This is a genomic window from Aeromonas sp. 3P, from assembly GCF_051919745.1.
Taxonomy (GTDB): domain Bacteria; phylum Pseudomonadota; class Gammaproteobacteria; order Enterobacterales; family Aeromonadaceae; genus Aeromonas; species Aeromonas veronii.
The window spans coordinates 1,139,093-1,165,261 of sequence record NZ_JBQBED010000001.1 but is presented as its reverse complement, the minus strand read 5'-3'; the positions used below and the strand labels follow the sequence as shown (position 1 = coordinate 1,165,261).

Below are 26,169 nucleotides of genomic sequence, written 5' to 3'. Positions count from 1 at the left end.
CATTCGGGGTTGGCCCGAAAGGGCGCTGGTTTCCTTCACCACAGATTCAGGAATATTGACCTTTGACAGGATGCATTTCATCCCTGCTGGCAGGGCGTTCACTGTCTGGCTCTGCCTTTCGCCGCGGCCTGCGGGTACTGGGGGTGGGCCTGTTGCTGTCGCTGCTGGCTTCGCCCGCGTTTGCCGCCAAGCTCACCTATCAGGTCAAGGGGTTGAAAGGGGAGAACAAGGATAACGTCGAAGCCTACCTCAATGCCCTGCCAGTCTATCAGGAGCGGCAATACCGCCCGGCCCGCGCCAAAATCACCGAGAGCGTGCAAAAGGCGCTGCAGGTTTATGGCTACTACCAGCCGAAAATCACCCTGAGTCGCGATAAGAAAACCCCGTCCAAAGTGGTGATTGAGGTGGACAAGGGGGAGCCGGTCATCGTCTCCCGCCTCGATATTCTGCTGGAGGGGGATGCGGGTAGCGACGAGCTTTACAGCGCCCTGCTGGACAAGTTGCCCCTCAAAGAGGGGGAGCCCCTCAACCACGCCAAGTATGAATCCATCAAGGCGGATCTGGGCAGCCTCGGGCTGGCCCGCGGTTACTTTGATGCCAAGCTGAGCAAGAGTCAGGTCAAGGTGTTCCCGGACAAGGGGACGGCGGAGATCTTTATTCTGTTCGAATCGGGCCATCGCTACCGTTTTGGCGAGATCCGCTACGATGCCACCCCCGAAGCGCTTCACCTTATTCGCCCGCTTATCAACATCAAGAGCGGCGACCCCTATCTCGCCATCCGTCTGGCCGAGATGTCGCAGGATGTCTCCTCCACCAAGCTGTTCCGTCAGGTCGATATCAAGCCGGTATTGAGCGAGGCGAGCAACTATCGGGTGCCCATTGCGGTGACGCTGGATAACCGGGTCGATCACGAAATCGAGGCAGGTATCGGTTACGCCACCGACGTAGGCCCGCGGATGAGTGCCACCTGGGAGAAGCCCTGGGTCAACCGCTACGGCCACCGCCTGTTTGCCACCGCCAAGGTGTCGGCGCCGGAGGCCGAGCTCAGCTTCGACTACCAGATCCCGGTGGGTAATCCGCTGCGGGACTACTACTCCATCCAGACCGGCTACCAGTACAAGGACAACAACGATACCCGCTCCGATCTCACTACCATCGGTGTGCACCGCTGGACGCGACGGCCGGAGAGCTGGGATCGGGACGTCTTTATCCGGCTGGAGAACGAGATCTATACCCAGGGCGCCGACGAGGGGAACAGCTTGCTGCTGATCCCCGGGGTCTCCTGGTCCCGACTGCGGGTGCGCGGCACCCTGGTGCCCGACTGGGGGGATCGCCAGCAGCTGACGCTGGAGTTCTCCGATCCCAGATGGGGCTCCGACATCAGCTTTATGCGGGTGTGGGGACGCAGCAAGTGGCTGCGAACTCTTGGCGATAACCACAGATTCCTGATGCGGGCCGAGCAGGGGGCCATCATAGGTGACAGCTTCTCGTTGGTGCCGCCGTCTTTGCGCTTCTTTACCGGTGGCGATCAGACGGTGCGCGGCTTTGGTTACGAGAGCATCTCCCCCACCGGACCGGATGGCAAGCTGACCGGTGGCCGCTACACCAGCGTGGCCAGTCTGGAATACAACTACCGCTTCAGCGAGAAGTGGCTGGGGGCCATGTTTGTGGATGGCGGCACCTCCACCACCGATTACAGTGAGCCCTGGAAAATAGGTACCGGCGTCGGTGTGCGCTGGGTCACCCCCATCGGTCAGGTCAGGTTGGATCTGGCGGTCGGGGTATCGGAAGAGGACAAGCCCTTGCGGCTGCATTTCGCATTGGGGCCTGAATTATGATGTTGTCTAAACGCTTTTTTCTTTGGCCGCTGCGGCTGTATCTTGCGCGGGGGTCTGCATTGTGATCTGGCTAAAACGCATTTTTCTCTGGCTGATGGGGCTGGTGTTCCTGCTGCTCATCGGCGTCAGCCTGCTGGGCTTTACCCATCAGGGCAACAAGTGGTTGTGGCAACAGGCCAAGGGAGCGCTTCCTTCTCTTAAGGGGGAGCTGGTGGCGGGTCAGCTTGGCTATGGCTGGACCCTGGAAGGGGTGGGCTGGCAGGATGAGCTGGTGGATGTCACGGTGGATCGCGCCGTGCTCGACTGGGATCTCGGCAAGTTGCTGCAGGGCAAACTCTGGATCAAATCGCTTGAAGTGACTCATCCGGTGGTGAAGGTGGCCGACTCGGAGCCTGCACCGGAAGAGCCTTCCGAACCCTTTGTCTGGCGCCCGCTGCCACTCAAAATTCAGGTCGACAGCCTCAAGGTGGCCGATCTCGATCTGGCAGTGCCCGGCGTGGCCGTGACCCTGGGGTCCCTCGATATCGGCGCCACCCTCAACCGCAAGGGGCTGATTGTACGCGGCCCGGTGCTCGATAACCTGACGGTGACGCTGGATGACGCGGCACCCGCCAGCACAGCCAAATCTGCCAAACAGCCGGCCGCTAACGAGAAGCAAGCCGGAACTGCGGTGGCGCGCAACGACAAGGCCAGCGCTGAGACAGCCAAACAGGGTAAAGGGACGCCTGCTGCGAACACGGCAAAGGCAGCCCCCATTCTCCTGCCCGCCATTTACCTTCCTTTCCCCATCCAGCTGGAAGGGGTCAGCGCGACTCGCGTGAAATATAAGCAGGGTGAGCTGATTGAAGGGCTCGACAAGCTGCTGCTGTCGGCCACTGCTGCCGATGATCGCATCGAGGTGCGCGAGCTCTCGCTGCGCCACGCCATGGCCGATCTGGCGCTCAAGGGCCATATCCAGCTAAGTGATGACTACCCGCTGGCGGTGACGCTGGATGCCAAGGCCCGCAAGGGGCTGCTGGATGGCGAGCTGCAGGGTGAGCAGGCCACGCTGGCGCTGAACGGTTCGGTCGGCAAGCTGGGGCTGGTGTTGTCGGCCAAGGGGCCGGTCGCCGCCAATCTCAAGGGTTCTCTGGCAACCCTCGACCCGGATCTCCCTTTTGATTTGGCCCTCGACTGGAAGATCCTCGGCTGGCCGTTGCACAAGCCTGCCAAAGATGAGCCGAGCTATCGGCTGGACAAGGGGAACCTGACTGCCAAGGGCAAGCTCTCCGGCTACCAGTTTGCCCTCAATACCTCCGGCAAGGGAACCGATGTCCCCCCCTTCAAGCTTGCGCTGGACGGCAAGGGGGACCTGGAGCGGCTCAGCAAGATCGCTTTGCAGCTCAACGCTCTCAAGGGGGAGCTGAAGCTCGATGGCAAGCTCGCCTGGAACAAGGGGATCGAGTGGCAGGGGACCACACTGTTCAAGGGGATCAATCCGGCCGAGCTGCTGCCCGAGCTGAAAGGGACGCTGGCCGGTGAGCTGGAGAGCCGTTTCGTGATGAACGAAGCGGGTCATTGGGAGCTGAAACTGCCCAAGCTCAAGGTGGATGGCAAGCTCAACCAGTACCCGCTGGCCCTCAAGGGGGAGCTTAGCGGCAACGACAAGATGGAGTGGCTGATCCCGGCGCTCTCGCTGCAAAGTGGCCCCAACCAGTTGCAGGCCAAGGGCAGTATCAGCAGCGCCCAGTGGAAGCTCGATGCCAACCTGCAGGCTCCCCAGCTGGGGGGCATCTATCCCGGCCTGAAAGGGGATATCAAGGGACAGGTGAAGGTCAGTGGCAATCAGCAGACGCCAAAAATCGATGCGGATCTGGCTTCCGACCGGCTCTACTATGCCGGCACCGACCTGAAGGGTATTAGCCTCAAGGGCAATGCGGTGATCGGCGCCAAACCGGCCGGAGAGCTCTCGCTGTTGGTGGCGCAGCTGAAACAGGGTGAGACCAAGCTCAGCCAGTTGGCCCTGAACCTCAGCGGCGATATCAGTCAGCATCTGTTGACCCTGACCATGAAGGGTGACCCTGTTGCCGCCAACCTCAAACTGGGTGGCGGCGTGCGCGGGGATCACTGGCGCGGGGCGCTCTCCGAGTTGCGGCTGAAAACCCCGCTGCGCCGTTGGGACTTGAGCTCCCCGTGGGCGCTGGATCTCGATCTGCCGCGTCAGCGGCTGGCGATGGGGGATCTCTGCCTCGGTTCCCAGGGGGCCAGCCTCTGCGTCAAGGGGAGTCAGGTCTCCGCTGCGCAGGGCACCCTGGAGTTTGCCCTGAGCGAGTTTGATCTCAAGCGGCTGCGCCCCTGGTTGCCGGACAACTTCCGCTGGCAGGCGACGCTCTCCGCCGATGGGCGTGCCAGCTGGCGTGGCAATCAGCCTACCCTGCATGCGGTGGTGCGCACCACGCCGGGCACTTTTGTGGCAGATGGTCTAAAGACCGACTATCAGCAGCTGGCACTGGCCCTGGATTTCGAGCGGCAGCAGGCGGCCATTCGCCTCGATTTTGCCTCCAAACAGATCGGCAATATCGATACCGATCTGCTGATCAGGGAGCCCGCCGGTCGCGGTCTGCTCGGCGGTCAGCTCAAGTTTGACGATCTCAAGCTCAATACTTTTGCGCCGCTGATCCCTGAGGTGCGCTCCCTGCAAGGGATCATCTCCGCCGATGCCCGCTTCGACGGCACCCTGGGGGCGCCCCTGCTGTTTGGCCAGCTCAACCTGCGTGACGGTGAAGTGCAGACCCACTCCGACATGGTGACCCTGACCAAGCTGGTGACCCGCCTCAAGATTGAAGGCAATCGGGCCGAGCTGGATGGTTCCATGCTGGTTGGCAAGGGGCCGCTGGCGTTGGGCGGCTGGCTCAGCTGGGCCAAGATGCCGGTCAGCGGCAGCCTCACCATTCAGGGTAAGGATCTGGAGGCGCAATATCCGGGCATGGGCCGGGTCAGAGTCTCGCCCGATATCGCGGTGTCGCTGGGTGAGGAGACCCGGATTACCGGTCAGGTGGATATTCCCTGGGCACGTATTCTGGTCAAGAGCCTGCCAGATTCGGCGGTGGCGGTCTCTGATGACGTGACCGTGGTCTATGACGATCTGCCCCCGGCTCCCAAGCAGGCAACTCTGCCGCTGGCGATGAAGGTGGCGATCCGCCTTGGCAACGATGTGAAGCTCGATGCCATGGGGCTGAAGACCGATGTCTCCGGCGGTCTCAATATCCGTCAGGATCCCGAGAAGCCGCTGGCAGGTAACGGCCAGCTGGTGCTGACCAACGGCCGCTTCAAGGCCTATGGTCAGAACCTCATCATCAAGGAGGGGCGGATCCTCTTCTCCGGTCCGCTGGATCGGCCCTTCCTTAACATCGAAGCCAACCGGGATCCCGATACCATCGAGGGTCAGGTGACGGTCGGGGTGCGGGTGACCGGCCCTGCCAGCAAGCCGGAGATCACCGTCTACTCCGAGCCGCAGATGGCGCAGTCAGAGCAGCTCTCCTATCTGCTGCGCGGCAAAGGGCTGCAAACCAACGGAGAAGATGGCGGTTTCAACGGCCTGCTGGTGGCTGGCGCGGTCAATCAGGCCAATGGCGTGGTGTCGAGTATCGGCGAGTCGCTGGGGATGAGCGATGTCTCCCTTGATACCGCGGGCAGTGGTGACAACACCCAGGTGACTCTGTCGGCCTATTTGCTGCCGGGATTGCAGTTCCAGTACGGGGTCGGGGTCTTCAGCCCCATCGCCGAATTCAAGCTGCGCTACGAGGTATTGCCACGACTCTATCTGCAAGCGATGAGCGGGGTGGCTCAGGCGGTCGATATCTTCTATCGCTTTACTCTGTAACGCTTCATCCCGTAACAGGGCTGATATGAACGTAAACGGGAGGCGCAGACCTCCCGTTTTTTATTGCGCGATCGGCTGCAGGTAAATGGCATAAGGGACTGGAGTGCAGAGGGAGAATGGATTGCGGCGGGCTATAAATGCGAAAACCCGGCACCAGGCCGGGTTTTCTGAATGATGGTGGAGGGAGAAGGATTCGAACCTTCGAAGGCAGAGCCGTCAGATTTACAGTCTGATCCCTTTGGCCGCTCGGGAACCCCTCCACGGGGTATAGCTTTCAAATTGTCGCACTTGAAATGGTGGAGGGAGAAGGATTCGAACCTTCGAAGGCAGAGCCGTCAGATTTACAGTCTGATCCCTTTGGCCGCTCGGGAACCCCTCCACAAGTGCGAGGCGCATACTAACAGATCTTCCGGTTTTGTGAACCCCCAAGCAGGATTTTTCCATTAAAAGAATTGGATTTGTGGCCGATAACCAGTGAAATCGCCATTTTCGAGAGTTATCCATGCTGCCCAGTTCAATCCGTAATCACCTGCTCGTCGATGAGGGCCAGTTGGGACAGCGCCTCAACCGTGACCTGCAGCATGGGGATCGGGCTGATTTCCGGCTGCATCTGGCCCTGCTGACCGACGCGGTGGAGGAGCAGCCCTGGTTTGATGCCAAACCGGCGGCCACTCCCCAGAGCCGTGACTGGCGTCTGCACTTTGTGCTGAGACCGGCAGAGGTGCTGGTGGCTGAAGGGGCGGGGAGTGACTGCAGTGCCATCAATGAGCGGCTGCAGCAGGGGGGAAGCATGGTGGATGTGCGGCTCTGGCTGGCGCTGCAAACACCGCCGCTGGCGGTCAAACAACCGCTGCTGGATAAGGCTGTCTACGACAACCTGTCACCGCTGGCGCGGGAGCGGTTGCAAGGAAAGCTGGCCGATATGCCACGCCAGGAGGATCCGCTGGTATTGCTGCCGATCCTCGATCGTTTGCAAGAGGGGGTGGATACCCGGTTGCACTGGCTCAGTTGATGGCGCCTGTTCACTGGTGTAACGCGATGCTTGTCGGCAAATCACAGGCAACATAAAGGCGGGTGACCCCGCCTTTATGCTCTTTGGAATTTTTAGCCTTGCGGCATGCAATCAAGCGTCAGCTTCATCCGGTTGCGGCTGCTCTTTGAGCGCGGCATTGGCACGACGGGCAATCGGCTTTTCGGTGTGACGGTTGAGTTGGCGCTCCAGTTTTTGCCCCAGTTCGTTGATGGCGGCGTAGAGATCCTCATGCTCTGCCTGGGCAAACAGTTTGCCGTTGGGGATGCCAGCACTGGCTTCGACAGTGAACATCAGACGCTCTTTGGAAACAATCACATGGGGTGTGATGAGAGGCACCTGAAGACGTTCGAGCTTTTCAAAACGGGATTCGATGCGCTCGCGGATAGCCGGGGTGATGTCGATGATTTTGCTGGTAATTTCGATTTTCATATTGGCCCCCTTCGGGTCGTCTTGCTTGTGTCTTCACCTTCAGATTACTCATTGGTAAAGATTGAAATGTGATCCGTGTCACATAACCTTCCCTTGGCTATTCAGCAATTTATAAATTGTGATCTTTTCCGGTTTCGTGCCAAAAACAGCTTGAGCTCCATGAAACTGGCAGGCAGTATGACGGGAATAGGATCGTTTCTGTCCCTTCTTGGCAGCACTTCGTGTCGACCTCATGTCCGGTTTCCACTGCTTGATATCGCATGTTTGTACTCTTCCCTCGCAACCTCTGATCTGATGAGCGGATGCAGGGGGCGTTGCTATGCCTGATTGGACATCAAACGTGGTTGGTTGTTGTGTTGGAGTGGTAAATGAAGCAGCAGGCCACGCAAGTCATGTGGTTTTTCGATCGGCAACATGATCAGTGGAGTCTCTCTGATCAGGGGGCCTACCAGCAGTGGCAAGGGGAGGGCAATCATCCCTGGGCCGCTCGCCTGTTACCGGAAGATGAGGCAGGCTTTGCCGACTTTCTCGTCCGGCTTCATGAATCACATCTGCCTGAACAGTTCATCGGTCATCTGAAAGATGATCAGGGGCAGCTCAACCATGTGCTCTGGAGTGGCCAGTTTGTGCCCACCCAGCAGATCTGCTGTGGCTGGCTGGCCCCTCTTGATACCGCCAACAGTGCAGTATCCTCTCTCAACCTCTCTTTGCCGTTGCTGCAAACCACCCTGCTCACCCAGTTGGCGCAGGCGCTCTCTGCCCGCACCGGGCTCGATTTCTTCAATACCCTGGTCAGCCAGCTGGCCCATATCCTCAAGGTGGATGCGGTCTGGGTGGGTGAGTTGTGCGGTGCAGATCGGGTCAAAGTGCTGGCCGCCGACGGGCTGGCGCAGAAGGACTATCCGCTGGCGGGCTCCCCCTGTCAGGAGCTCTACAAGCAGGGGGCCATCTGTTTCGAGGTGATCGACGAGTCGCAGGAGTATCAACCCTGGCTGGCGGCCGGGCAGACTTATTATGGTCAGCCGCTGTTTGATGCCAGAGGCCAACTTCTGGGCCATCTGGCGCTGCTCTATTCGGCTCCGGCAGATACCAGCAACCTCACCTCGGTGCTCAATACCTTCTCGGTACGGATGGTGGCCGAGCTGGAGCGTCTGCAATCCGATGCCCAGATGCGCCTATCTGCCGTTGCATTCGAGACCCACGAAGGGATCATCATCACGGATCCGGGGTTCAAGATCCTGCGGGTCAACAACGCCTTCAGCCAGATCACCGGCTTCGACAGCCAGTCGGTGCTGGGCCTGCATCTGGAAGAGGATCTCTGGCCCAACCTGGGTGGGCTTGGCTACGAGCTCAATACCCTCAGCCGTTGGCAGGGGGAGACCCAGCGTCGCCATGTCGATGGTCACACCTATCCCCAGTGGGAGATAGTGACACCGGTGCAGGATGAAAAAGGGGTGATCAGCCACTTTGTCATCTGCTTCGAGGATATCTCCGAGCGCAAGGCGGCCGAGCGACGCATTCAGGATCTCGCCTATTACGACGAGCTGACCGGATTGCCCAATCGCCGTCAGCTCCACGAGACTCTGGTGCAGACCTTCAACGAGGCGACCCGCGACGGTCTGATTGGCGCGCTGCTCTTTATCGATCTCGACCACTTCAAGACCATCAACGACTCCCTCGGCCACGCCACCGGCGACTGGTTGCTCAAAGAGGTCGCCGCCCGTCTCAAACGGCTGGTGCGACAGGGGGATTGTCTGGCCCGCCTCGGTGGTGACGAGTTTGTACTGCTGCTGCCATCGCTCTCGGCCAGCCCGCCCCAGGCGGAGATGCAGGCCGATATCATTGCCGAACGGCTTATCACCGAGATTGCCGCTCCTTATAGCTATGTGGGGCAGGTGCTGCACATCGGCGCCAGTGTCGGCATTACCCTGTTTCCGGATCGGGAGCAGGGGGTCGATGATCTGCTCAAGCAGGCGGATACCGCCATGTATCAGGCCAAGTCCGCTGGCCGCAAGACCCGTCGCTTCTTCGATGCCTCGATGCAGCAGCAGGCGGATCGCCGTCTGCTCATTCACAACGAATTGCGCAACGCCCTCAGCCAGCAAGAGCTGACCCTCTACTATCAGCCCCAGCATATGGTCGATGGCGGCGATATCATCGGTGTCGAGGCGCTCATTCGCTGGCAGCCGGCCGGTCGCTCGCTGGTCTCACCGGCCGAGTTTATTCCCATCGCCGAGGAGACGGACCTGATTGTCGATATCGGCAACTGGGTGCTGCACGAGGCGTGCGCCCAGTATGTGCTGTGGGAGGAGAACGGCATCCACATTCCGCAGATCTCGGTCAACGTCAGTGCCAAGCAGTTCCATGCCACCGACTTTGTCGAGCGGATCCACGATGTGCTGGCGCAAACCGGCATGGATCCGGCCTGCCTCAATCTGGAGATCACCGAGTCCGTGGTGCTGGGTCATGCAGAGGACACCATCAGCAAGATGACCGAGCTCAAGGAGCTCGGTATCAGCTTTGCCATCGACGATTTTGGCGCCGGTTACTCCTCTCTGAGCTACCTCAAGCGGCTGCCTGCCGATGAGCTCAAGATCGACCGATCCTTCATTCAGGACATCCCGAAAGATGGTGACAACATGGCCATCGTCGAGGCGGTGATCGCCATGGCCCGCCATATGGGGTTCAACGTCACGGCGGAAGGGGTGGAATCCCGCCAGCAACTGGAGTTTCTCAAGGCGCAGGGGTGCAGTTTCTATCAGGGCTATCTCGCCTCCAAGCCGCTGCCGGTGCCCTATCTGGAGAAATATGTACAGCGGCTGACCAGACCGGAGCAACTGCGCGAAATGCAGCTGAGCGAGGCAGAAAAATAGTCTCTGCTCCCCGCTGTAGCGCTGCCCGGCAACGGGTAGAATGAGAAGCAGTAGACCCACCGCCACCGGGCGGTGTATTGCCCTCAATGGAGATGTTCAGTGAAAGCTGTATGGGGAATTGTTTTGTCGGCGCTGTTTGTGCCGACTCTGATGGCGCAGACTGCCGACCAGACGCTCTACCGTCAGGCGTATGACGCCGTACGGGCCAATGATCAGGCCCGTTTCCAGCAAATTCGTGCCCGTTTGACCCATTATCCCCTGTTGCCCTATCTCGATTACTATCAGCTCGCCTTTCGTCCGGGGGCGGCCGATTACAACGATGTGACCCGTTTTATCCGCCAGCATGGGGATACCCCCCAGTCCAACCGGTTGGAGCGCAGTTATTTGACCTATCTGGCCCAGAGCCAGCAGTGGTCGCAGTTCCTGCGCTTCTATCCGGCCAAGCCGAGCTCCACCGATCTGCTCTGCATGCACTATCAGGCGCTCTATTACACTGGCAAGCCGAAAGAGGCGTTGCAGGGGGCGGGCAAGATCTGGATGAGCGGCCAATCCCGTCCGGATGCCTGCTCCCCGCTGTTCCAGCTGTGGCAGGCATCCGGTCAGCGTACCCAGGAGAAGATCTGGCAGCGGATGACGCTGGCGTTCGAGGCGGAAAACCCCAACCTGATCCGCCACCTTGGCGCGACCCTGAGTAGCGGCTTGCAAAGCTATGGCGATCAGATGGTGACCCTGTTCGAGCAGCCCGCAAAGGCGATGAACCCGGCCTATTTCAGCAGCAACCCCTATTCCCGCAAGCTGCTCTCTCTTGGTTTGACCCGCTATGCCAATCAGGAACCGGAGTCGGTGCTGCGCCAGCTTGCGCTGTTTCGCAGCCGTTTCGGCCTGACCCAGGCCGAGGTGAAACCGGTAGAGCGTGCCATTGCCCGCCGCCTGCTGCTGGATCGCTCCATTGCCCAGCGCAGCTGGGTCGACAGCACGGTGAAAAAGCTGGCGGATCCCGACATTACCGAGCTGCGAGCGCGACTGGCCATCTGGGAGCAGGATTGGCGTGGCCTCTCCGGCTGGGTGAAGATGATGCCGATGGCCCGTCAGAAAGAGGATCGCTGGCGCTACTGGATGGCGCGCTCCCTTGAGGTGCAGGGGCAGCAAAAACCGGCGCGGGATCTCTATCTGGAGACTGCCAACCTGCGCGGTTTCTACGGCTTTATGGCCGCCCAGCGCACCGGGGTGCCTTATCGCATCAAGAACCAGAGCGTCAAGCATGTACCGGACTGGCGCACGGCCAGTCAGCGCTGGCCCTTCCTGTTGCGGGTGCGTGAGCTGCTGTCGATGAACGAGATTGCGGCGGCCCGCTCGGAGTGGATCCACAACATGGATCGCAATCCGGTGGCCCAGCGCATCGAGTTTGGTCATATCGCCCTCAATCAGGGCTGGCACGAGCTGGCCATTCTCGCCAGCATTCGCGCCGAAGCGTGGGATGCCCTCGACCTGCGCTTCCCGCTGCCGCTCAAACGCACCTTCTCCCAGATGGCGCAAGAGCGCACCATGAACACCAGTTTGCTCTATGCCATCTCCCGTCAGGAGAGTGCCCTCTATCCGCTGGCCCAGTCGCCGGTGGGGGCGCGCGGTCTGATGCAGCTGATGCCTGCTACTGCCAAAGAGACTGCCGGCAAGCTGGGGGTGCCCTATCGCAACGAGCAGCAACTGTTTGATCCGACGATGAATATTCGTCTGGGGAGCGCCTATCTCAAGCGCTTGCTGGATGTCTATGACGGCAACCGGATCCTGGCGGCGGCCGCCTACAACGCCGGGCCGGGACGGGTAAAACGCTGGCGAGAGCAGAGTGACAACAAGCCGATGGACGTGTGGGTCGAGAGTATTCCCTACAAGGAGACCCGCAACTACGTGCAAAACGTGTTGTCGTTCGATCTCATCTATCAGCACAAGCTGCAGCAGCCGCTGCGCTTCATGTCAGAGCGGGAGCTCAATCACGCCTATTGAGTCGGGGGCCGCCAGCCGGCCCCTGTTTTCAAATTTCCCTGCTGCCGGGTATCATCGGGTAAGGTTTTGTTACCAAAGGAAACATGCCTGGTGACCTGGCTCCGGGAATTGCATCAGGCCGCAGGGTATACTCGGGCGTCGGCACCGACAGGTTCCCCCACAATAAAGGAATGGATAGTGGCAACGATTAAAGACGTTTCTCAGCTGGCAAATGTGTCTATCTCCACCGTGTCGCGGGTTATCAACAACACGGCACAGGTAGCACCGGAAAAGCGTGAGGCCGTACTGGCGGCCATGAAGGAACTGAATTTTCGACCCAACAGTTTTGCCCAGGCACTGGTCAGCAAGCGTTCCAACTGCATTGGCGTGCTGGTTGGCGACCTCTGCGGCGGCCCCTTCTTTGCCCAGATGATGCGTGGCATCGAAACCATGGTCGATCAGGCCAACAAGTTCACCATCGTCATGTCTGGCAACCACGATATCGCGCGCGAGCGTCATGCCATTCAGGCGCTGCTGCAGCGCCAGTGCGATGCGCTGATCCTCCACAGCAAGGCGCTCCCGGACGAGGAGCTGAGCGAGCTGGCGGCAGGCTCTACCCCCATCGTGTTCATCAACCGTCAGGTGCCGGGCGCTGAAGATCGCTGCGTCTGGCTCGATAACCAGGCGGGGATCACCACCGCGTGCCAGCACTTGCTGGATGCCGGTCATCGCAACATCGCCTTTATCACCTCCGATGATGAAGAGTTTGTCGATGGTCAGCAGCGGATGGCCGGTTACACCCAAACTCTGGCGAGAGCAGGGATCGCCTTTGATCCTGCACTCGTCAGCCGCGCCTATGCCGACGAAAATGGCGGCTATGTGGCGATGAGTGAATTGCTGGCCCGTGGTGTCGAGTTCACTGCCGTGCTCGGTTTCAACGACGGTATGGTGGCGGGGGCGATCTCTTGCCTGCTGGAGCGGGGTTACAAGATCCCGCAGCAGGTATCGGTGGTGGGGTTCGACGATATCCCCTACGCCCGCTACATCTATCCCAAGCTCACCACGGTGCGCTACCCCATTGAGGAGATGGGCAGCCGTGCAGCCGAGTTGGCGCTGCGCCTGCTCGATCACAAGCCGGTGGACGGCCTGGCGCTCAAGTTTGAAGCCCAGCTGGTGGAGCGGGAGTCAGTCGCCTGATGTGTGGCGAGAGGTTCAGAGCAATATGGCCCCGTCGGGGCCATATCTTTATCTGCCACAGGCGAGTTCCGGTTTACCCCGCTAGGGCAATGCGCTGCTGGCGGCGCGCTTCCACCCCTTCGGCAAGGGTATCGAGCACTACCCGCGTCTGCTCCCAGCTGATGCAGCCATCGGTGACCGACTGGCCGTAGCGCAGCGGTTTGTTGCCGATATCCTGACGCCCTTCGCAGATAAAACTTTCCACCATGATGGCGGCGATGGCATGGCTACCAGCACCCAGCTGGTCGGCAATGTCACGGGCAACCAGCAGCTGGCGGGCATGTTGTTTCTGGCTGTTACCGTGGCTGCAATCGATCATCAGCCGAGGTGACAGATGATGCTGGCGCAGCAGCTCGCCAGCCTCTGTCACATGATTGCTCTGATAGTTGGGCTGGCGGCCACCGCGCAGGATCAAGTGGCAGTCGGGGTTGCCATGGCTGCGCACCAGTGCCAGCTGGCCATCACCGGAAGGCTGGGTATAGAGGTGGGCCGCTCGGCTGGCGAGGATTGCTTCGACTGCGATCCGAATATTGCCGTCGGTGCCGTTTTTAAAACCGATGGGACAGGGAAGGGCCGAGGCCAGTTGGCGGTGGAGCTGGGATTCGGTGGTGCGGGCACCGATAGCGCCCCAGCTGATGAGATCCCCCAGATAGAGCATGCTGGTGAGATCGAGAAATTCGGTGGCACAGGCGAGCCCTTCCTGTCCAAGGGCCAACAGTAACTCCCGGGCCTGGGTTAGTCCCTTTTCCAGTTGATCGCTGCCATCGAGGTCGGGATCGAAGATAAATCCTTTCCAGCCGAGCGTCGTGCGCGGCTTTTCGAAATAGGTGCGCATCACCAGTTGCAGTTGCTCCCCGTATTGGCCCTGCAGTTCAGCGAGCCGGCCACCATAGTCGCGGGCGGCTGCCGGATCGTGAATGGAGCAGGGGCCGATCACCAGCAGCAGGCGCTCATCCTCTCCTTGCAGAATATGGCGGGCTTGCTGGCGGCTGCGTGCGATTTGGCGAGCGAGCCGTGCCGGACAGGGTCTGGCCTTTAACATCTCGTCAGGGGTGGGCAATGTGGCAAGGGGTGAAGCATTCAGAAGTGAGGTGAACATGAGCGATCCTGATGACAAATGGAAATCTGCATGCTCTTTGCTGTCCAGTGGGGATCTTCCCCTTATTCTCTTGGTTAATAGAGCGCGGGCATGGGCCCGCGCTCTGTTATATCGGCCTTGGCTACCTTAGAAGCGGGCTGAGCCGCTGACGTAGTAGCTGCGACCCGGTTCGACGTTCTGGAAGACGGTGTCTTTCTCTTGCAGACGCACGTCGGTCAGGTTGTTGATCCCCAGTCGCAGGTCAAAGTTCTCGGTGACCTTGAAGCCGGTGCCGAGATCGAAGGTCTGATAGCTGGGCAGCTTGTGCAGTACGACAACCTTGTTGACGGTCTGCTCGGCAAACTGGGTGCCGGTGTAGGTGGTGCCGACAAAGGCATTGACCCGCTCGGTGGCCTGCCAGGTGATCTTGGCGTTGGCCTTGTGCTCCGGCCGCTCGGGCAGAGCCTGACCCTGATCGCCTTCCGCCTTGAGGTAGGTGTAGTTGGCTCCAAGGTTGATATTGTCGGTCAGATCGAGCTTGCCGGTCAGCTCCAACCCCTTGGTGGTGGCTTTCTCCAGGTTGTACCAGGTGCGGTCAGTGGAGTTCGGCAGCTGTTTGAAGGTGAGCATGTCGTCGATGTCGGAGTAGAACAGGGTGGCGCTGGTTTCCCAGATCCCTTCTCCTGCGATGACACCCAGCTCGTAGTTGGTGCTGGTTTCCGGCTTGACCTTGTCACTGCCATAGATGCGGCAGCTGCCGCCGCAGCTCTCGATGCTGTAACCGTTGGAGTACTGGTGTGGTGCCGGTGCCTTGAAGGCCTGGCTGACACCGCCTTTCACTGTCACCACATCGTTCATCTCATAGACCAGATAGCCGCGCGGGGTGAAGTGGCTGCCGTAGATCTCGTGGTGATCGTAACGGCCGCCCAGCGTGAAGGTCAGGCTGTCGGTCAGGCCAATTTCATCCTGGGCGAACAGCGCCTCCTGAGAGTGACTCTCCTTGCCGCCGATATCCTTGTAGCTCACCGCATCCACCAGCTCCCGGTCCAGATATTCACCACCCAGGGTCAGGTAGTGGTTGGCCAGCGCCAGGTTGGTATAGCCCTTGAGGGTCAAGGTGTTCTCTTCCAGCTCCCGCTGCTGTGGGGCAGAGTAGCTGGTGTTGAAGTCGTCGATCTGGGAGCTCTCGTAGTTGGCCATGACGGTGGTGTCACCCCAGCTCCAGTTCCCCTTGTGGGTCAGCCCAAACAGGTTGCGATCGTTTTGCTGCTGGCGGCTGTGCACCTTGTTGCCGGTTTTGCGGAAGATATCGAGAGGCCGCTCATCCTGGTTGTAGAGGTAATCCAGCTCGAAGCGCTGCTGCTCATCCACCAGCCAGCTCAGGGTGGAGGCGAAGTTGCGGGTCTGTTTGGCTTCGATAAGGGGGATGCCGTCAGCAGCTTCGGTGGGGGTCCAGGCTTGACGGTCATACACCTCGCCGTTCATCCGGATCAGCAGGTTGTCGGTCAGCGGGCCGGTAAAGCCCAGGTTGGTTCTGTGTTGATCGCCGCCATCCTTGCCTTCGATAGCTTTGAAGTCGGCATCGGCCGCCCCTTGCCAGGTTTTGCCCGGCTGCTTGGTGATGATGTTGATGACACCACCGATGGCATCGGAGCCATAAAGTGCCGACATGGGGCCACGGATCACCTCGACCCGCTGGATCATGCCAAGGGGCACGGGAGTGTTGTCGAAGTTGCCGCCGCGCCACAGGGCATTGGAGGAGGAGAGGCGTTTGCCATCCACCAGTACCAGGGTGTATTTGCCGGACATGCCGCGAATACCGATATCGCTGCGGCCATTGGTGTCAGCTTCAGCCTGAATGCCCACTTCGTGGCGCAGCAGGTCGGCAAGGTCATTGACGGGCGCTGCGGCGATCTGTTCGGCCGTGATGACAGAGATGGAGGCCGGTGCCGAGCGGGTATTGTGCGCCGTGGTGGTGACGGTGATCACCTCATCGGCTTGAGGCGCGTTGCTGGCGGCGATCGCTTGCTGGGTCAGCAGAGTGACGATGGTAGTAGCCAGCAGGCTGGGAGCAATAAAACGGGAGGTTGAGGATTTCATTATTTACATCTTCCATAATATACAAATGATAAGCGTTATCATTATCAAGTTGAATTTGCTCCGATCGCAACTCTTTTTTATCGGCGAAGTTCAGTTTCGTTCGTCACCTTCTTTTGACTAAAAAGAAGTTAATGAAATTGATTCTCATTTGTATTGATCGTTTTTTCGCTCCTTGTTAGGATGCCGTTCACCCTGATATCTGGTGAGTCAAATGACTCACTTTAAGTGGTATCAGGCAGTGATTCATTCCAAGGAGTAGCACCGTCATGTGTGACCATGCACTGGAAGGAGAGTGGCCCGCCACAGCGGTCGGGTTGGATAAAGTGTGCTGTTTTGCAAGCGGTGACAGGGTATTGGTCGCCTCCGGTATCCACGACAGTTATACCGGCATCCCACCGGAGAAGCTGCTCGCCCATCTGCGTCAGCTGCGCCAGCAGGGGATGGTCAATCCCATCGCCATCGGCGCCATTCCGTTTGATACCCAATCCCCCTGGCATCTGGTGATCCCGGAGCAATCGCAGTGGGTCGCAAGGGATGCGCTGTTGCCTGCCCGCTGTTGCCAGCTCCATGGCGAGGTGAGTGAAGTGACCGGCTCTGCCCACTATCAGGGGGCGGTGCGGGCAGCGCTGCAGCAGTTTAGCGAGGGTCAGCTTGAGAAAGTGGTGTTGTCGCGCGCCATCGATGTGCAGAGCGCAGAGCAGACCTCCCCCGCACACGCCTATGGCTCTCTGCTGGCCCAGAATCCGGGCGCCTATGTGTTCCAGATCCCGCTGCCGGAGGGGGAGACCCTGCTTGGCGCCAGCCCCGAGCTGCTGGTATCACGCAGCGAGATGGCGGTGGTGAGCAATCCGCTGGCGGGCTCCCGTCCGCGCCACGCGTTTTCCGATCAACAGGCGGCCAGTGCCGAACTGCTGGGGGCGCAGAAGGATCGCTATGAACATGCGTTGGTGGCCGATGCGGTCGCCGCCGCCCTCGCTCCCTTCTGTAGCGAGCTGGATGTCCCCCTTGAGCCGCAGGTGATCGCCACTCCTACCATGTGGCACCTTTCGACCCGCATTGCCGGACGGCTTCATGAGCCCTCTCCCGTGCTGGCACTGGCGCTGGCGCTGCACCCGACACCGGCGGTGTGCGGCACACCGCTCTCGGCTGCGCGTCAGGCCATCGCTCGGCTCGAGGGGTACGATCGCCGCTTCTACTGCGGCGCCGTCGGCTGGATGGATGCCGATGGTAATGGCGAATGGGTGGTCACCATCCGCTGTGGCGTGCTGGCTGGCAGGCAACTGCGGCTCTATGCCGGCGCCGGGGTGGTGGTGGGCTCTTCGCCGGAAGCTGAGTGGCAAGAGACCGCTGCCAAGCTTGGCACCATGCTGCGGGCGTTTGGCCTCGAAAGCCGGGAGCTGGAGGTAACCGCATGAAGCCGCTGGTGCCCTTTACCCCCTGGCCCGCCGAGCAGGCAGCCCACTATCGGGCACAAGGGTGGTGGCGCGGACAACCGCTCATCGCCCTGCTCGATGAATCTGCCGAACGTTATCCCGAGCGCACGGCCCTGATCTGCGGCGAGCGAACCCTCAGTTATGGCCAGTTAAAGCGTGAGGTCGATGCGCTGGCGGCGCGGCTGGCCGCGCGCGGGCTGGGCCACGGCGATACCGCGCTGGTGCAGTTGCCCAACTGCGCCGAGTTCTATATCTGCTGGTTTGCCCTGATCCGCTGCGGAGTAGTGGCGGTGCATGCCCTCTACAGCCATCAGCGGCGCGAGCTGGTGGCCTTTGCCCGCCAGATTGAGCCCGCCTTGCTGGTACTCAGCCCCTCCCATCCCGGCTTTGCCGGTGAAGCGGGGAGCCTCGTGGCCCTTGATGAGCTGGTATCTCCTTCCTGCCAGACACTGCTGTTCGAGCAGGCAGAAGGCTCCGATCTTCAGTCAGGATTTGCATGGTGTCAGCCTGACCCGATAGCCCGTGCTGATGGTTCGCCGCTGGCGGCCACTGCGCCAACTCCTACCCCAGCAGATCAGGTCGCCTTTTTCCAGCTCTCCGGCGGCAGCACCGGCACCCCCAAACTGATCCCCCGTACCCACGATGACTATGGCTACAGCGTGCGCCAGAGCGTAGCGGTGTGCGGCTGGGATGAGCGGGTGATCTATCTCTGTGCCCTGCCTGCGCCCCACAATTTTCCCCTGAGCTCCCCCGGGGCACTCGGGGTGTTTTATGCCGGTGGCTGCGTGGTGCTGGCAAAGGATCCTTCCGCCGCAACCTGTCTGCCGCTGGTGCAGCGTCATCAGGTCAATTGGGCGGCGCTGGTGCCACCGGCTCTGGCGCTCTGGCTGGAGGCGGCCAGCCACTATCCGCAGACCTCTCTGGAGTGTGTGCAGGTGGGCGGTGCGCGCCTCAGCCCGGCTCATGCCGATGCGGTAGCGAGCCGTCTTGGCTGTCGCCTGCAGCAGGTGTTCGGCATGGCCGAGGGGCTGGTCAATTACACCCGCATCGAGGATGACCAGTGGCACATCGTCAATACCCAGGGCCGCCCGATGAGCCCGGGCGACGAGGTGGAGGTGCGGGATAGCGACGGACGCCCCTTGCCCGATGGTGAGTGCGGCGAGCTCTGGACGCGTGGCCCCTACACCTTTCGCGGTTACTTCAAGGCCGATGCCCACAATCAGCGTGCCTTCGACCGGGACGGTTTCTACTGCACCGGCGATCTGGTCTGCCGCTTGCCCGACGGCCATCTGATGGTGGTGGGGCGCAACAAGGATCAGATCAACCGGGGCGGAGAGAAGATCGATGCCCTCGAGATTGAAGAGCTGCTGCTGACCCACCCGGAGGTACGGCAGGCGGCGCTGGTCGCCATGCCGGATCCCATGCTCGGGGAGCGCAGCTGCGCCTTTTTGATGTGCCGCGAGCCCCTCAATCTGCCCCGCTTGCGCCGTTTCCTGCGCGAGCAGGGGGTGGCCGATTACAAACTGCCCGATCGCCTGGTGCTGGTGGAGCAACTGCCCCACACCCCGGTCGGCAAGATAGACAAACAGAGGCTGCGCGAGCAGCTCGCCAAGGAGTGTGCATGACCATTCAATCCCTCGCCGCCTATCCGCTGCCCACCGCTGAGGAGCTGCCCAGCGGGCGGGTAAACTGGCCCTTCGAACCGGGCCGTGCCGCCTTGCTAGTCCACGATATGCAGCACTATTTCGTCGATTTCTACGGGGCGGACAATCCGCTGATCAATCAGGTCATCGACCATATCGCCACCCTGATCCGTCAGGCGCGAGCTCTTGGCATGCCGGTGGTCTATACCGCCCAGCCCGCCGAGCAGAGTCAGGCCGATCGTGCGCTGCTCAATGACATGTGGGGGCCGGGGCTGACCCGGGCGCCAGAGCGTCAGCCGATTGTTTCGGCGCTGGCACCCGAGCCGCAGGATACGGTGCTGACCAAGTGGCGCTACAGCGCTTTTTGCCGTTCACCGCTGGCGGAGCTGATGGCCGGATGGGGGCGGGATCAGCTGGTGATCTGCGGCATCTACGGCCATATCGGGGTGATGCAGACGGCGGTCGATGCCTTTATGCGCGATATCCGCCCCTTCCTGGTAGCTGATGCCATCGCCGACTTCTCCCGCGAGGATCATCTGCTGGCGCTCTCCTACGTCAGCCGCAATGCCGGTCGGGTGATTACCGTGGCCGAGGTGATGGCGGCCAGCAAGCGCCCCCTGACTCGCGAGTCACTACGTGCTCAGGTGCTGGCGCGGCTGCCCGCCGAGATGCAGCAGGAGCAGCCCACCGAGGATGACAACCTGCTCGACTACGGTCTCGATTCGCTGGCGATAATGGGGCTGGTGGAGGAGTGGCGCCAGCAGGGGCTGGCGGTGGATCTGGCCGAGCTGGCCCGCACGCCGACCCTGGCTCACTGGTGGGCGCTCCTCTCCCGTCAGCTTAATGTCAGTCAGGCCACGGCTTATCAGGTGGTCAACGAAGATCACGTCAGCGAACCGGAGTGCACCCCATGAGCGAGTGGCAAGGCAGAACCGTCTGGGTGACCGGCGCGGCGCAGGGAATTGGCCATGCGGTGGCGCGCACTTTTGCCGAGGCGGGGGCCAGCGTGGTGGTGTTCGATTTGCAACTGGCTGAGGCGCTGCCTGGCAACGTGAAGGGGGGGGTGATCGATGTGAGCGACAGCGAGGCTGTGACCCGCTGCTGCGAACAGCTGCTCGACGAGGGGCTGGGGCCCGATGTGCTGGTCAATGTCGCCGGCATACTGGCGACCGGCAGGATCGATGAGGTAGATGACGCCCTCTTGCAACGCACCTTCGCCATCAATACCTTCGCCCCCTTCTATCTGATGCGGGCCCTGACCCCCTGGTTTCAGGGGCGGCGCAGGGGCGCCATCGTTAATGTCTCTTCCAATGCCGGTCGGGTGCCGCGAGTGGGGATGGGCATCTATGGCGCCTCCAAGGCGGCGCTGACCAGCCTCACCCAAACGGCGGGGTTGGAGCTTGCTCCCTACGGCGTGCGCTGCAATCTGGTGTCGCCGGGCTCGACCCGTACCCCGATGCTGTACGGCATGTGGCAGGAGGGGGAGGCTGAGCAGCGGGAGGGAGAGCAGCGCACCATCGCGGGCCTGCCCGGGCAGTTCAAGCTGGGGATCCCCCTTGGCAAATTGGGAACCCCCGACGAGGTGGCTGCCTGCGTGCTGTTTCTCGCCTCCGATGCCGCCAGCCATATCACCCTGCAGGATCTGGTGGTCGATGGCGGTGCCACCCTGGGGGTCTAGCCCTCGCGCTGCCGATCTGACAGGCGTGACACTCTCTTGATGGAGGAGGCCAGGCCTCCTCGCTTTTCAGCCATGCGGGCAGGGGCAAGCCGCTGCCCGCTCGATGTTTGCGCAAGGACATTCCCATGGAACAGACAATGGCGATGCGCGCCACCCACCAGCGTGGTGAGCAGCCGCGCTGGCCACTTACCACCGCTCAGGCGGGCATCTGGTTTGCCCAGCAAAAATACCCGCAGAGCCCCGCCTGCAATACCGGCGAATACTGGCTGCTGGAAGGGGCGCTGGCTCCCCATCACTTCACCCGCGCGGTGCGCCAGACCATCGACGAGATCCCCGGTCTGCACTGCGCCTTTGTGGCTACTGCCGATGGCCCGCAGATGGTGGCCAACCCCGCCTGCTGGCAGCTGACCGAGCGGGATCTGCGCAGTGAAGCCGACCCGCTTGCAGCTGCGCAGGCCGAGATGCGTGCGCAGTTGGCCGCCCCCTTCAATCTGGCCGGGGGGCCGCTGTTTGCTACCACCCTCTATCGCCTTGGCGAGGGGCGGTGGGCCTGGTTTATCGCCGTGCACCATATCGCCATCGACGGCTTTGGCCTGAGCCTGTTCTGCCAGCGAGTAGCGAGCTGGTATGAGGCGCTTTGCGCAGGTGAGCAGCCAGCCCCCTGCCGTTATGCGACCCAACAGGAGTTGCTGGCCGAGGAGGCGGCTTATCAGGATTCGCCGCGCGCCGCGCGGGATCGCGATTTCTTCGTGCAGCAGCTGGCCGGGGTGGAGAGTCCTGCGTCGCTCTCCCGCCGTCCGGCGCAAGGGCCGGGCTCCACATATCGTCTTGAGCAGCGGCTAGTGGGCCGCCAGTGGCAGGCACTGGTGGCACGTGCGAGTCGCTCGGCTTGTCACCCCTACAGCCTGCTGCTGGCAGCAGTGGCCAGCTATGTGCAGCGGATGAGCGGCGCTGGCGAGGTGGTGCTGGGTATTCCGCTGATGGGGCGGCTGGGCTCAGCGGCGGCCGATACCCCCTGCATGAAGGTCAATGTGGTGCCCCTGCGCATCGAGCTGAGCGGCACCAGCCGGGTAGGGGAGTTGCTGGCACAGGTCGAGCGGCAATTTGCCGCCCTGCGCCGTCATCAGGGCTGCCGTCAGGAGTGGTTGCAACAGCGTCAGCCGGGCCAGCCGCTGTTTGGCCCTCAGGTCAATTTGATGCCCTTTGCCCGTACCCTCAGCTTTGGTGAAGGGCACAACCAGGTTCGTGGCGAGGTGCAGGTGCTGGCGGCAGGGCCGGTGGAGGAATGCGCCTTCTACTTTGCCGAGGAGGCAGGCGCGATGACCCTGACCCTCGAAGCACATCAGGGGCGCTTCAGCCAACAGGAGAGTGAACGTCATCTGGCCCGACTGGTAGCCTATCTGGCCGCCTGGAGTGAGGCGGCTGACGAGACCCTGGCGGTGCGCTTGCCGCTGTTGCTGCCCTGCGAGCAGGCTGAGCTGACGCGCTGGAACCAAACCGACCATCCGTTGCCGACCACTACCCTGAGCGCACTGCTGGCCGAGGGGCTGGCGGCGGCAGATCAGAGCGCAATCGCGTTGGAGTGTGGCGCCGAGCGCTGGAGTGTGGCCGAGTTGCGCCAGCGCACCCGCCAGCTGGCCAGCTATCTGGCGGGGAGGGGCGTGGGCCCAGGTTGTCGGGTGGCGGTGGTGATCCCGCGTTCTCCCGAGCTTATCCTCGCCCAGCAGGCCATCATGGCGGTGGGTGCCGTCTATGTACCCGTTGATCCGGACTATCCGGCGGAGCGGATCGGCTACATTCTCGCCAGCAGCGATCCTGCGCTAGTGCTGACCAGTCGCACCTTGCGGATGCCGCTCGATGTGGCGGCGCCACTTGTCTGCCTCGATGCCCCCGGTGTGGCAGAGCAGCTGGCGGCAGTAGAGTTGGCAACGACAGCACCTTGTGATCTGCCAGCCCCCAAACCGGAAGATGCGGCCTACATCATTTACACATCAGGCTCGACCGGTCGGCCCAAAGGGGTGGTGGTGAGCCATGGCGCCATCGTCAACCGGCTGCTCTGGATGCAGCACATGTATCCCATCGGCCCGGCGGATCGGTTGCTGCAAAAGACCCCGGCCGGTTTTGATGTCTCCATCTGGGAGTTTTTCTGGCCCTTTATGACCGGGGCGCGGCTGGTGCTCGCCAAACCGGGCGGCCACAAGGATCCCGCCTACCTTGCCGAGCTGATTGAGCTGGCGGGGATCACCACCTTGCATTTTGTCCCCTCCATGCTGCAGATCTTCGTCGCACAAGCCGAGCCTGCGCGTTGCCGAGCCCTGCGGCAGGTATTTTGCTCCGGCGAGGCGCTGCCCGCGGATCTGGTGCAGCGCTGGTATGGGGCATTTTCAGCCCCCCTGCACAACCTCTATGGCCCGACCGAGGCGGCGGTGGATGTCACCTGGTATCCCTGCCGGGCAGACGAGGCGGTGACCAGCGTGCCCATCGGCTATCCGGTCTGGAATACCTGCATCCACATTCTGATCCCTGGTTGCAGCCGGTGCCGCCCGGTGTGGCGGGGGAGCTCTGGATCGGCGGCGTGCAGGTGGCAGAGGGCTACTTTGGCCAGCCCGAGCTTACCGCCGAGCGCTTTATTGCCAACCCCTTCGGGGCGGGGCGGCTCTATCGCAGCGGCGATCTGGCTGCCTGGCGCGAGGATGGCGCCATCGAGTATCTGGGGCGCCTCGATTTTCAGGTGAAGATCCGTGGTCAACGCATCGAACTGGAGGAGATCGAGCAGGTGCTGCTGCGCCATCCCCGGGTGGCGCAGGCGGTGGTGCTGGCTCCCGAATTTGCCCCCGGCGATCGCCGTCTGGTGGCCTATGTGGTGACCGCAGATAGCACAGAGCTGACGCTGGCCGAGCTGGCACCCGCCCTTGGCGCGGCGTTGCCCGACTACATGGTACCGGGGCTCCTGGTAAACCTGGCTGAGCTGCCGCTTACCCCCAATGGCAAGCTGGATCGCAAGGGGCTGCCGCTGCCCGACATGGCGTCGGCGGTGGGTCAGTCACTGCCGAAAACCTTGCTGGAGGAGCGGCTCTGTCGCCTCTTCGCCGAGGTTCTGGGGCTGGCGCGGGTCGGCGCCGACGATAACTTCTTTGCCCTCGGCGGCCACTCCCTGCTGGCGGCGCAGTTGGTGGTGCGTATTGAAGAGTCGCTTGGACAGACTCTCACTCTGGCTAGCCTGTTCGAAGCACCGAGCCCTGCCCAGCTGGCGCGCCGTCTTGGCGGCGAGCGGGAGGCCATGCCCATGCTGTTGCCCCTGCGGGCGCATGGTACGCAGTCTGGCACATCGTGCCCCACCCTCTTTTGCGTCCACCCCGCAGGGGGGCTCGGCTGGTGTTATGCGCCACTGGTGCCCCATCTGACGACCGACATGGCCGTCTATGCCCTGCAGGCGCGGGCGCTCTGTCAGCCGGATGCGCCGCTGCCCGCCAGTTTCGACGAGCTGGCCCTCGACTATGTGACCGAGCTGCGTCGTCAACAGAGCGAGGGACCCTACTGGCTGCTCGGCTGGTCGCTCGGGGGCATGCTGGTGCACCGGATGGCCGCCATGTTGCAAGAGCAGGGACAAGAGGTGGCCATGGTGCTGCTGCTCGACGCCTACCCCTGTCAGCAGTGGCAGACCCAGCCGTTGCCCGACGAGCAGCGGATGCTCGATGCGCTGCTGCGGATGGGGGGCATTGCGGTTGCGGACGAGGCGTTGGACTCCCTTACTCACGATGAGGTGGTGGCCCGACTGGGGGCAGAGGGGAGTGCGTTGGCCATGCTCGACGAGCAGGTGGTGAGCGCGATGATTGAGCTGGTGGGCCACAACAACCGGCTAATCCGTCAGCCGGTCGACTATTGCTACCACGGGGAGGTGATCTTTATCGAGGCGTCAGCCTCTCGCCAGCCCTGGCTGGATGGGCGTGGTTGGGAGTCGCTGACAACAGGGGACATCCGCTATGAGCGCTTCCCCTGTCTGCATCAGGAGATGGTGCATCCTGACTGGCTGGCGAAGATCGGCGCTTTTATTTGTGAGCGGGTCGATGGGGTCGGGCAACAACCGCACATCCGGCAGGAGGGGGACGTATGACCCCTGTTGCCGCTATCAGGGAAGCCTTGCTGGCGGGCAAACTGGTGGGGCTAGGGGAGCCGCATTGGCACCCGGATTTTATCCGGCGCCAGCACGCCTGGCTGTGTGATCCGGCGCTCTGGGGAGTCATGACTGATCTGGTGCTGGAGTGCGGCAATCGCCGCCATCAGGGCTTGCTCGATGCCTGGCTGACGGGGCAGGAGAGCTGGCAGGGTGAGCCGCTGACGCTGGCGCGGCTCTATCCGGTCTGGCTCGACTCTTGCGCCTTTCCCGCCTGGATGGCCCCCGAGTTTCCGGCCTTCTTTGCCGCCCTGCGCCAGAGCAATCTGGCGCGCCCCGAACATGTGCGGCTGCGGGTGCATCTCTGCGAGCCCTTATTCGAGTGGCAGGAGATGAGCCCGGAGCTGTGGCAGCAACACAACAGGGGGCGGGATCAGGCGCTGGCCGACTATCTTCTTGCACTTCCCGCCCGCGGCGTGGTGGTGCTGGCAGGGGCGCGCCATCTGCTCAAAGTCGCAGGGGATCCCCACTTTGCGCAGCCGACGCTGGGCCAGTTGCTGGAGGCCGCACGGCCGGGCTGGCTGCAGGTGCTTCACCCCTGGCCAATGGCTGATGGAAAGGGAAATGAGGAAGAGGAGCGGGTGTGCGAGTTGGCCGGGATCGCGACTGCCGACCTCTATCCCCACTGGCCGACGCATCCGCCGCTGGAGACTCTTATCGACAGGTTGGTGCGGGTGGCTGATCGGGGACGGGAGATGCGAATTTGCCCCACCTTGCTGGCCGAGCCCTGGCGCAGGCGCTTGCTAAGTCGCGCTCACTTGCTGCCAGCTGGCATGGCCAGCCAGCTGCAACAGTGGCTGGCGTAACTGCTG

Annotated in this window: 16 protein-coding genes and 2 tRNA genes; 13 read left to right on the top strand and 5 right to left on the bottom strand. The window is 61.8% G+C overall.

Annotation, left to right across the window (positions count from 1 at the left end; genetic code table 11):
- Positions 1 to 62: 62 nt before the first annotated feature.
- A complete protein-coding gene (gene tamA, locus ACTG19_RS05185; RefSeq protein ID WP_213389144.1) occupies positions 63 to 1,838 on the top strand; it encodes an autotransporter assembly complex protein TamA in 1,776 nt (591 codons plus the stop codon).
- Between the two features lie 61 nt (positions 1,839 to 1,899).
- The gene (gene tamB / locus ACTG19_RS05180; protein WP_439988821.1) at positions 1,900 to 5,700 is read left to right on the top strand and encodes an autotransporter assembly complex protein TamB; all 3,801 of its coding nucleotides are present in this window, start codon (positions 1,900 to 1,902) and stop codon (positions 5,698 to 5,700) included.
- Positions 5,701 to 5,875: 175 nt separating this feature from the next.
- Here the strand turns inward: tamB and ACTG19_RS05175 are convergent.
- Together ACTG19_RS05175 and ACTG19_RS05170 are read right to left on the bottom strand one after the other, a co-directional pair.
- Positions 5,876 to 5,960, bottom strand: a tRNA-Tyr gene (locus ACTG19_RS05175).
- Positions 5,961 to 5,994: 34 nt separating this feature from the next.
- A tRNA-Tyr gene (locus ACTG19_RS05170) sits at positions 5,995 to 6,079 on the bottom strand.
- 123 nt (positions 6,080 to 6,202) lie between these two features.
- Between ACTG19_RS05170 and ACTG19_RS05165 the strand changes: the two genes are divergently transcribed.
- Entirely contained in the window at positions 6,203 to 6,712 is a 510-nt protein-coding gene (locus ACTG19_RS05165) for a VC2046/SO_2500 family protein (protein ID WP_113739094.1), read from the top strand.
- A 111-nt stretch (positions 6,713 to 6,823) separates the two neighbouring features.
- Here the strand turns inward: ACTG19_RS05165 and hpf are convergent, their stop codons facing one another.
- On the bottom strand, positions 6,824 to 7,162 hold the full coding sequence (hpf, locus tag ACTG19_RS05160) for a ribosome hibernation-promoting factor, HPF/YfiA family (RefSeq protein WP_005334257.1): 339 nt from the start codon (positions 7,160 to 7,162) through the stop codon (positions 6,824 to 6,826).
- 368 nt (positions 7,163 to 7,530) lie between these two features.
- On the opposite strand from hpf, the gene ACTG19_RS05155 reads away from it, so the two are divergent.
- The 3 genes from ACTG19_RS05155 (at position 7,531) to ACTG19_RS05145 (ending at position 13,212) form a co-directional block, all read left to right on the top strand.
- On the top strand, positions 7,531 to 10,035 hold the full coding sequence (locus ACTG19_RS05155) for a putative bifunctional diguanylate cyclase/phosphodiesterase (RefSeq protein WP_416244845.1): 2,505 nt from the start codon (positions 7,531 to 7,533) through the stop codon (positions 10,033 to 10,035).
- A gap of 99 nt (positions 10,036 to 10,134) precedes the next feature.
- Positions 10,135 to 12,036 carry a transglycosylase SLT domain-containing protein gene (locus ACTG19_RS05150; RefSeq protein ID WP_124929765.1) on the top strand — a complete coding sequence of 634 codons (1,902 nt, stop codon included), beginning with the start codon at positions 10,135 to 10,137 and terminating at the stop codon, positions 12,034 to 12,036.
- A 177-nt stretch (positions 12,037 to 12,213) separates the two neighbouring features.
- The gene (locus tag ACTG19_RS05145) at positions 12,214 to 13,212 is read left to right on the top strand and encodes a LacI family DNA-binding transcriptional regulator (RefSeq protein WP_005350588.1); all 999 of its coding nucleotides are present in this window, start codon (positions 12,214 to 12,216) and stop codon (positions 13,210 to 13,212) included.
- Positions 13,213 to 13,285: 73 nt separating this feature from the next.
- Here the strand turns inward: ACTG19_RS05145 and ACTG19_RS05140 are convergent, their stop codons facing one another.
- Both ACTG19_RS05140 and ACTG19_RS05135 read right to left on the bottom strand, forming a co-directional pair.
- Positions 13,286 to 14,350, bottom strand: coding sequence for a 3-deoxy-7-phosphoheptulonate synthase (locus ACTG19_RS05140; RefSeq protein WP_421308772.1), 1,065 nt, complete (start codon positions 14,348 to 14,350; stop codon positions 13,286 to 13,288).
- A gap of 126 nt (positions 14,351 to 14,476) precedes the next feature.
- On the bottom strand, positions 14,477 to 16,429 hold the full coding sequence (locus ACTG19_RS05135) for a TonB-dependent receptor domain-containing protein (protein WP_150388806.1): 1,953 nt from the start codon (positions 16,427 to 16,429) through the stop codon (positions 14,477 to 14,479).
- Between the two features lie 266 nt (positions 16,430 to 16,695).
- On the opposite strand from ACTG19_RS05135, the gene ACTG19_RS05130 reads away from it, so the two are divergent.
- The 7 genes from ACTG19_RS05130 to ACTG19_RS05100 all read left to right on the top strand — a co-directional run bounded on the left by ACTG19_RS05130 (position 16,696) and on the right by ACTG19_RS05100 (position 26,163).
- A complete protein-coding gene (locus ACTG19_RS05130; RefSeq protein WP_421308771.1) occupies positions 16,696 to 17,844 on the top strand; it encodes an isochorismate synthase in 1,149 nt (382 codons plus the stop codon).
- A complete protein-coding gene (locus ACTG19_RS05125) occupies positions 17,841 to 19,487 on the top strand; it encodes a (2,3-dihydroxybenzoyl)adenylate synthase (protein ID WP_421308770.1) in 1,647 nt (548 codons plus the stop codon). Before ACTG19_RS05130 ends, ACTG19_RS05125 begins: the two co-directional genes overlap by 4 nt.
- A complete protein-coding gene (locus ACTG19_RS05120) occupies positions 19,484 to 20,419 on the top strand; it encodes an isochorismatase family protein (protein WP_421308769.1) in 936 nt (311 codons plus the stop codon). The genes ACTG19_RS05125 and ACTG19_RS05120 overlap by 4 nt, the downstream gene beginning before the upstream one ends.
- Positions 20,416 to 21,183 carry a 2,3-dihydro-2,3-dihydroxybenzoate dehydrogenase gene (gene dhbA / locus ACTG19_RS05115; RefSeq protein WP_439988820.1) on the top strand — a complete coding sequence of 256 codons (768 nt, stop codon included), beginning with the start codon at positions 20,416 to 20,418 and terminating at the stop codon, positions 21,181 to 21,183. The genes ACTG19_RS05120 and dhbA overlap by 4 nt, the downstream gene beginning before the upstream one ends.
- Positions 21,184 to 21,308: 125 nt before the next feature.
- Positions 21,309 to 23,918 (top strand): AMP-binding protein, encoded by a 2,610-nt coding sequence (locus ACTG19_RS05110; RefSeq protein WP_439988819.1) that lies wholly within the window; start codon positions 21,309 to 21,311, stop codon positions 23,916 to 23,918.
- Complete coding sequence (locus ACTG19_RS05105; RefSeq protein WP_439989590.1) at positions 23,915 to 25,297, top strand: alpha/beta fold hydrolase; 1,383 nt, start codon at positions 23,915 to 23,917, stop codon at positions 25,295 to 25,297. The genes ACTG19_RS05110 and ACTG19_RS05105 overlap by 4 nt, the downstream gene beginning before the upstream one ends.
- On the top strand, positions 25,294 to 26,163 hold the full coding sequence (locus tag ACTG19_RS05100) for a hypothetical protein (protein WP_439988818.1): 870 nt from the start codon (positions 25,294 to 25,296) through the stop codon (positions 26,161 to 26,163). Before ACTG19_RS05105 ends, ACTG19_RS05100 begins: the two co-directional genes overlap by 4 nt.
- Positions 26,164 to 26,169: the final 6 nt, after the last annotated feature.

What these genes read in the sequence shown, in the direction of transcription:
- ACTG19_RS05110 (WP_439988819.1), top strand. Translation starts at nt 21,309, where the DNA reads ATGGAACAGACAATGGCGATGCGCGCCACCCACCAGCGTGGTGAGCAG.
- dhbA (WP_439988820.1), top strand. Translation starts at nt 20,416, where the DNA reads ATGAGCGAGTGGCAAGGCAGAACCGTCTGGGTGACCGGCGCGGCGCAG.
- ACTG19_RS05165 (WP_113739094.1), top strand. Translation starts at nt 6,203, where the DNA reads ATGCTGCCCAGTTCAATCCGTAATCACCTGCTCGTCGATGAGGGCCAG.
- ACTG19_RS05100 (WP_439988818.1), top strand. Translation starts at nt 25,294, where the DNA reads ATGACCCCTGTTGCCGCTATCAGGGAAGCCTTGCTGGCGGGCAAACTG.
- hpf (WP_005334257.1), bottom strand. Translation starts at nt 7,162, where the DNA reads ATGAAAATCGAAATTACCAGCAAAATCATCGACATCACCCCGGCTATC.
- ACTG19_RS05140 (WP_421308772.1), bottom strand. Translation starts at nt 14,350, where the DNA reads ATGTTCACCTCACTTCTGAATGCTTCACCCCTTGCCACATTGCCCACC.
- ACTG19_RS05130 (WP_421308771.1), top strand. Translation starts at nt 16,696, where the DNA reads ATGTGTGACCATGCACTGGAAGGAGAGTGGCCCGCCACAGCGGTCGGG.
- ACTG19_RS05155 (WP_416244845.1), top strand. Translation starts at nt 7,531, where the DNA reads ATGAAGCAGCAGGCCACGCAAGTCATGTGGTTTTTCGATCGGCAACAT.
- ACTG19_RS05125 (WP_421308770.1), top strand. Translation starts at nt 17,841, where the DNA reads ATGAAGCCGCTGGTGCCCTTTACCCCCTGGCCCGCCGAGCAGGCAGCC.
- ACTG19_RS05135 (WP_150388806.1), bottom strand. Translation starts at nt 16,429, where the DNA reads ATGAAATCCTCAACCTCCCGTTTTATTGCTCCCAGCCTGCTGGCTACT.
- ACTG19_RS05120 (WP_421308769.1), top strand. Translation starts at nt 19,484, where the DNA reads ATGACCATTCAATCCCTCGCCGCCTATCCGCTGCCCACCGCTGAGGAG.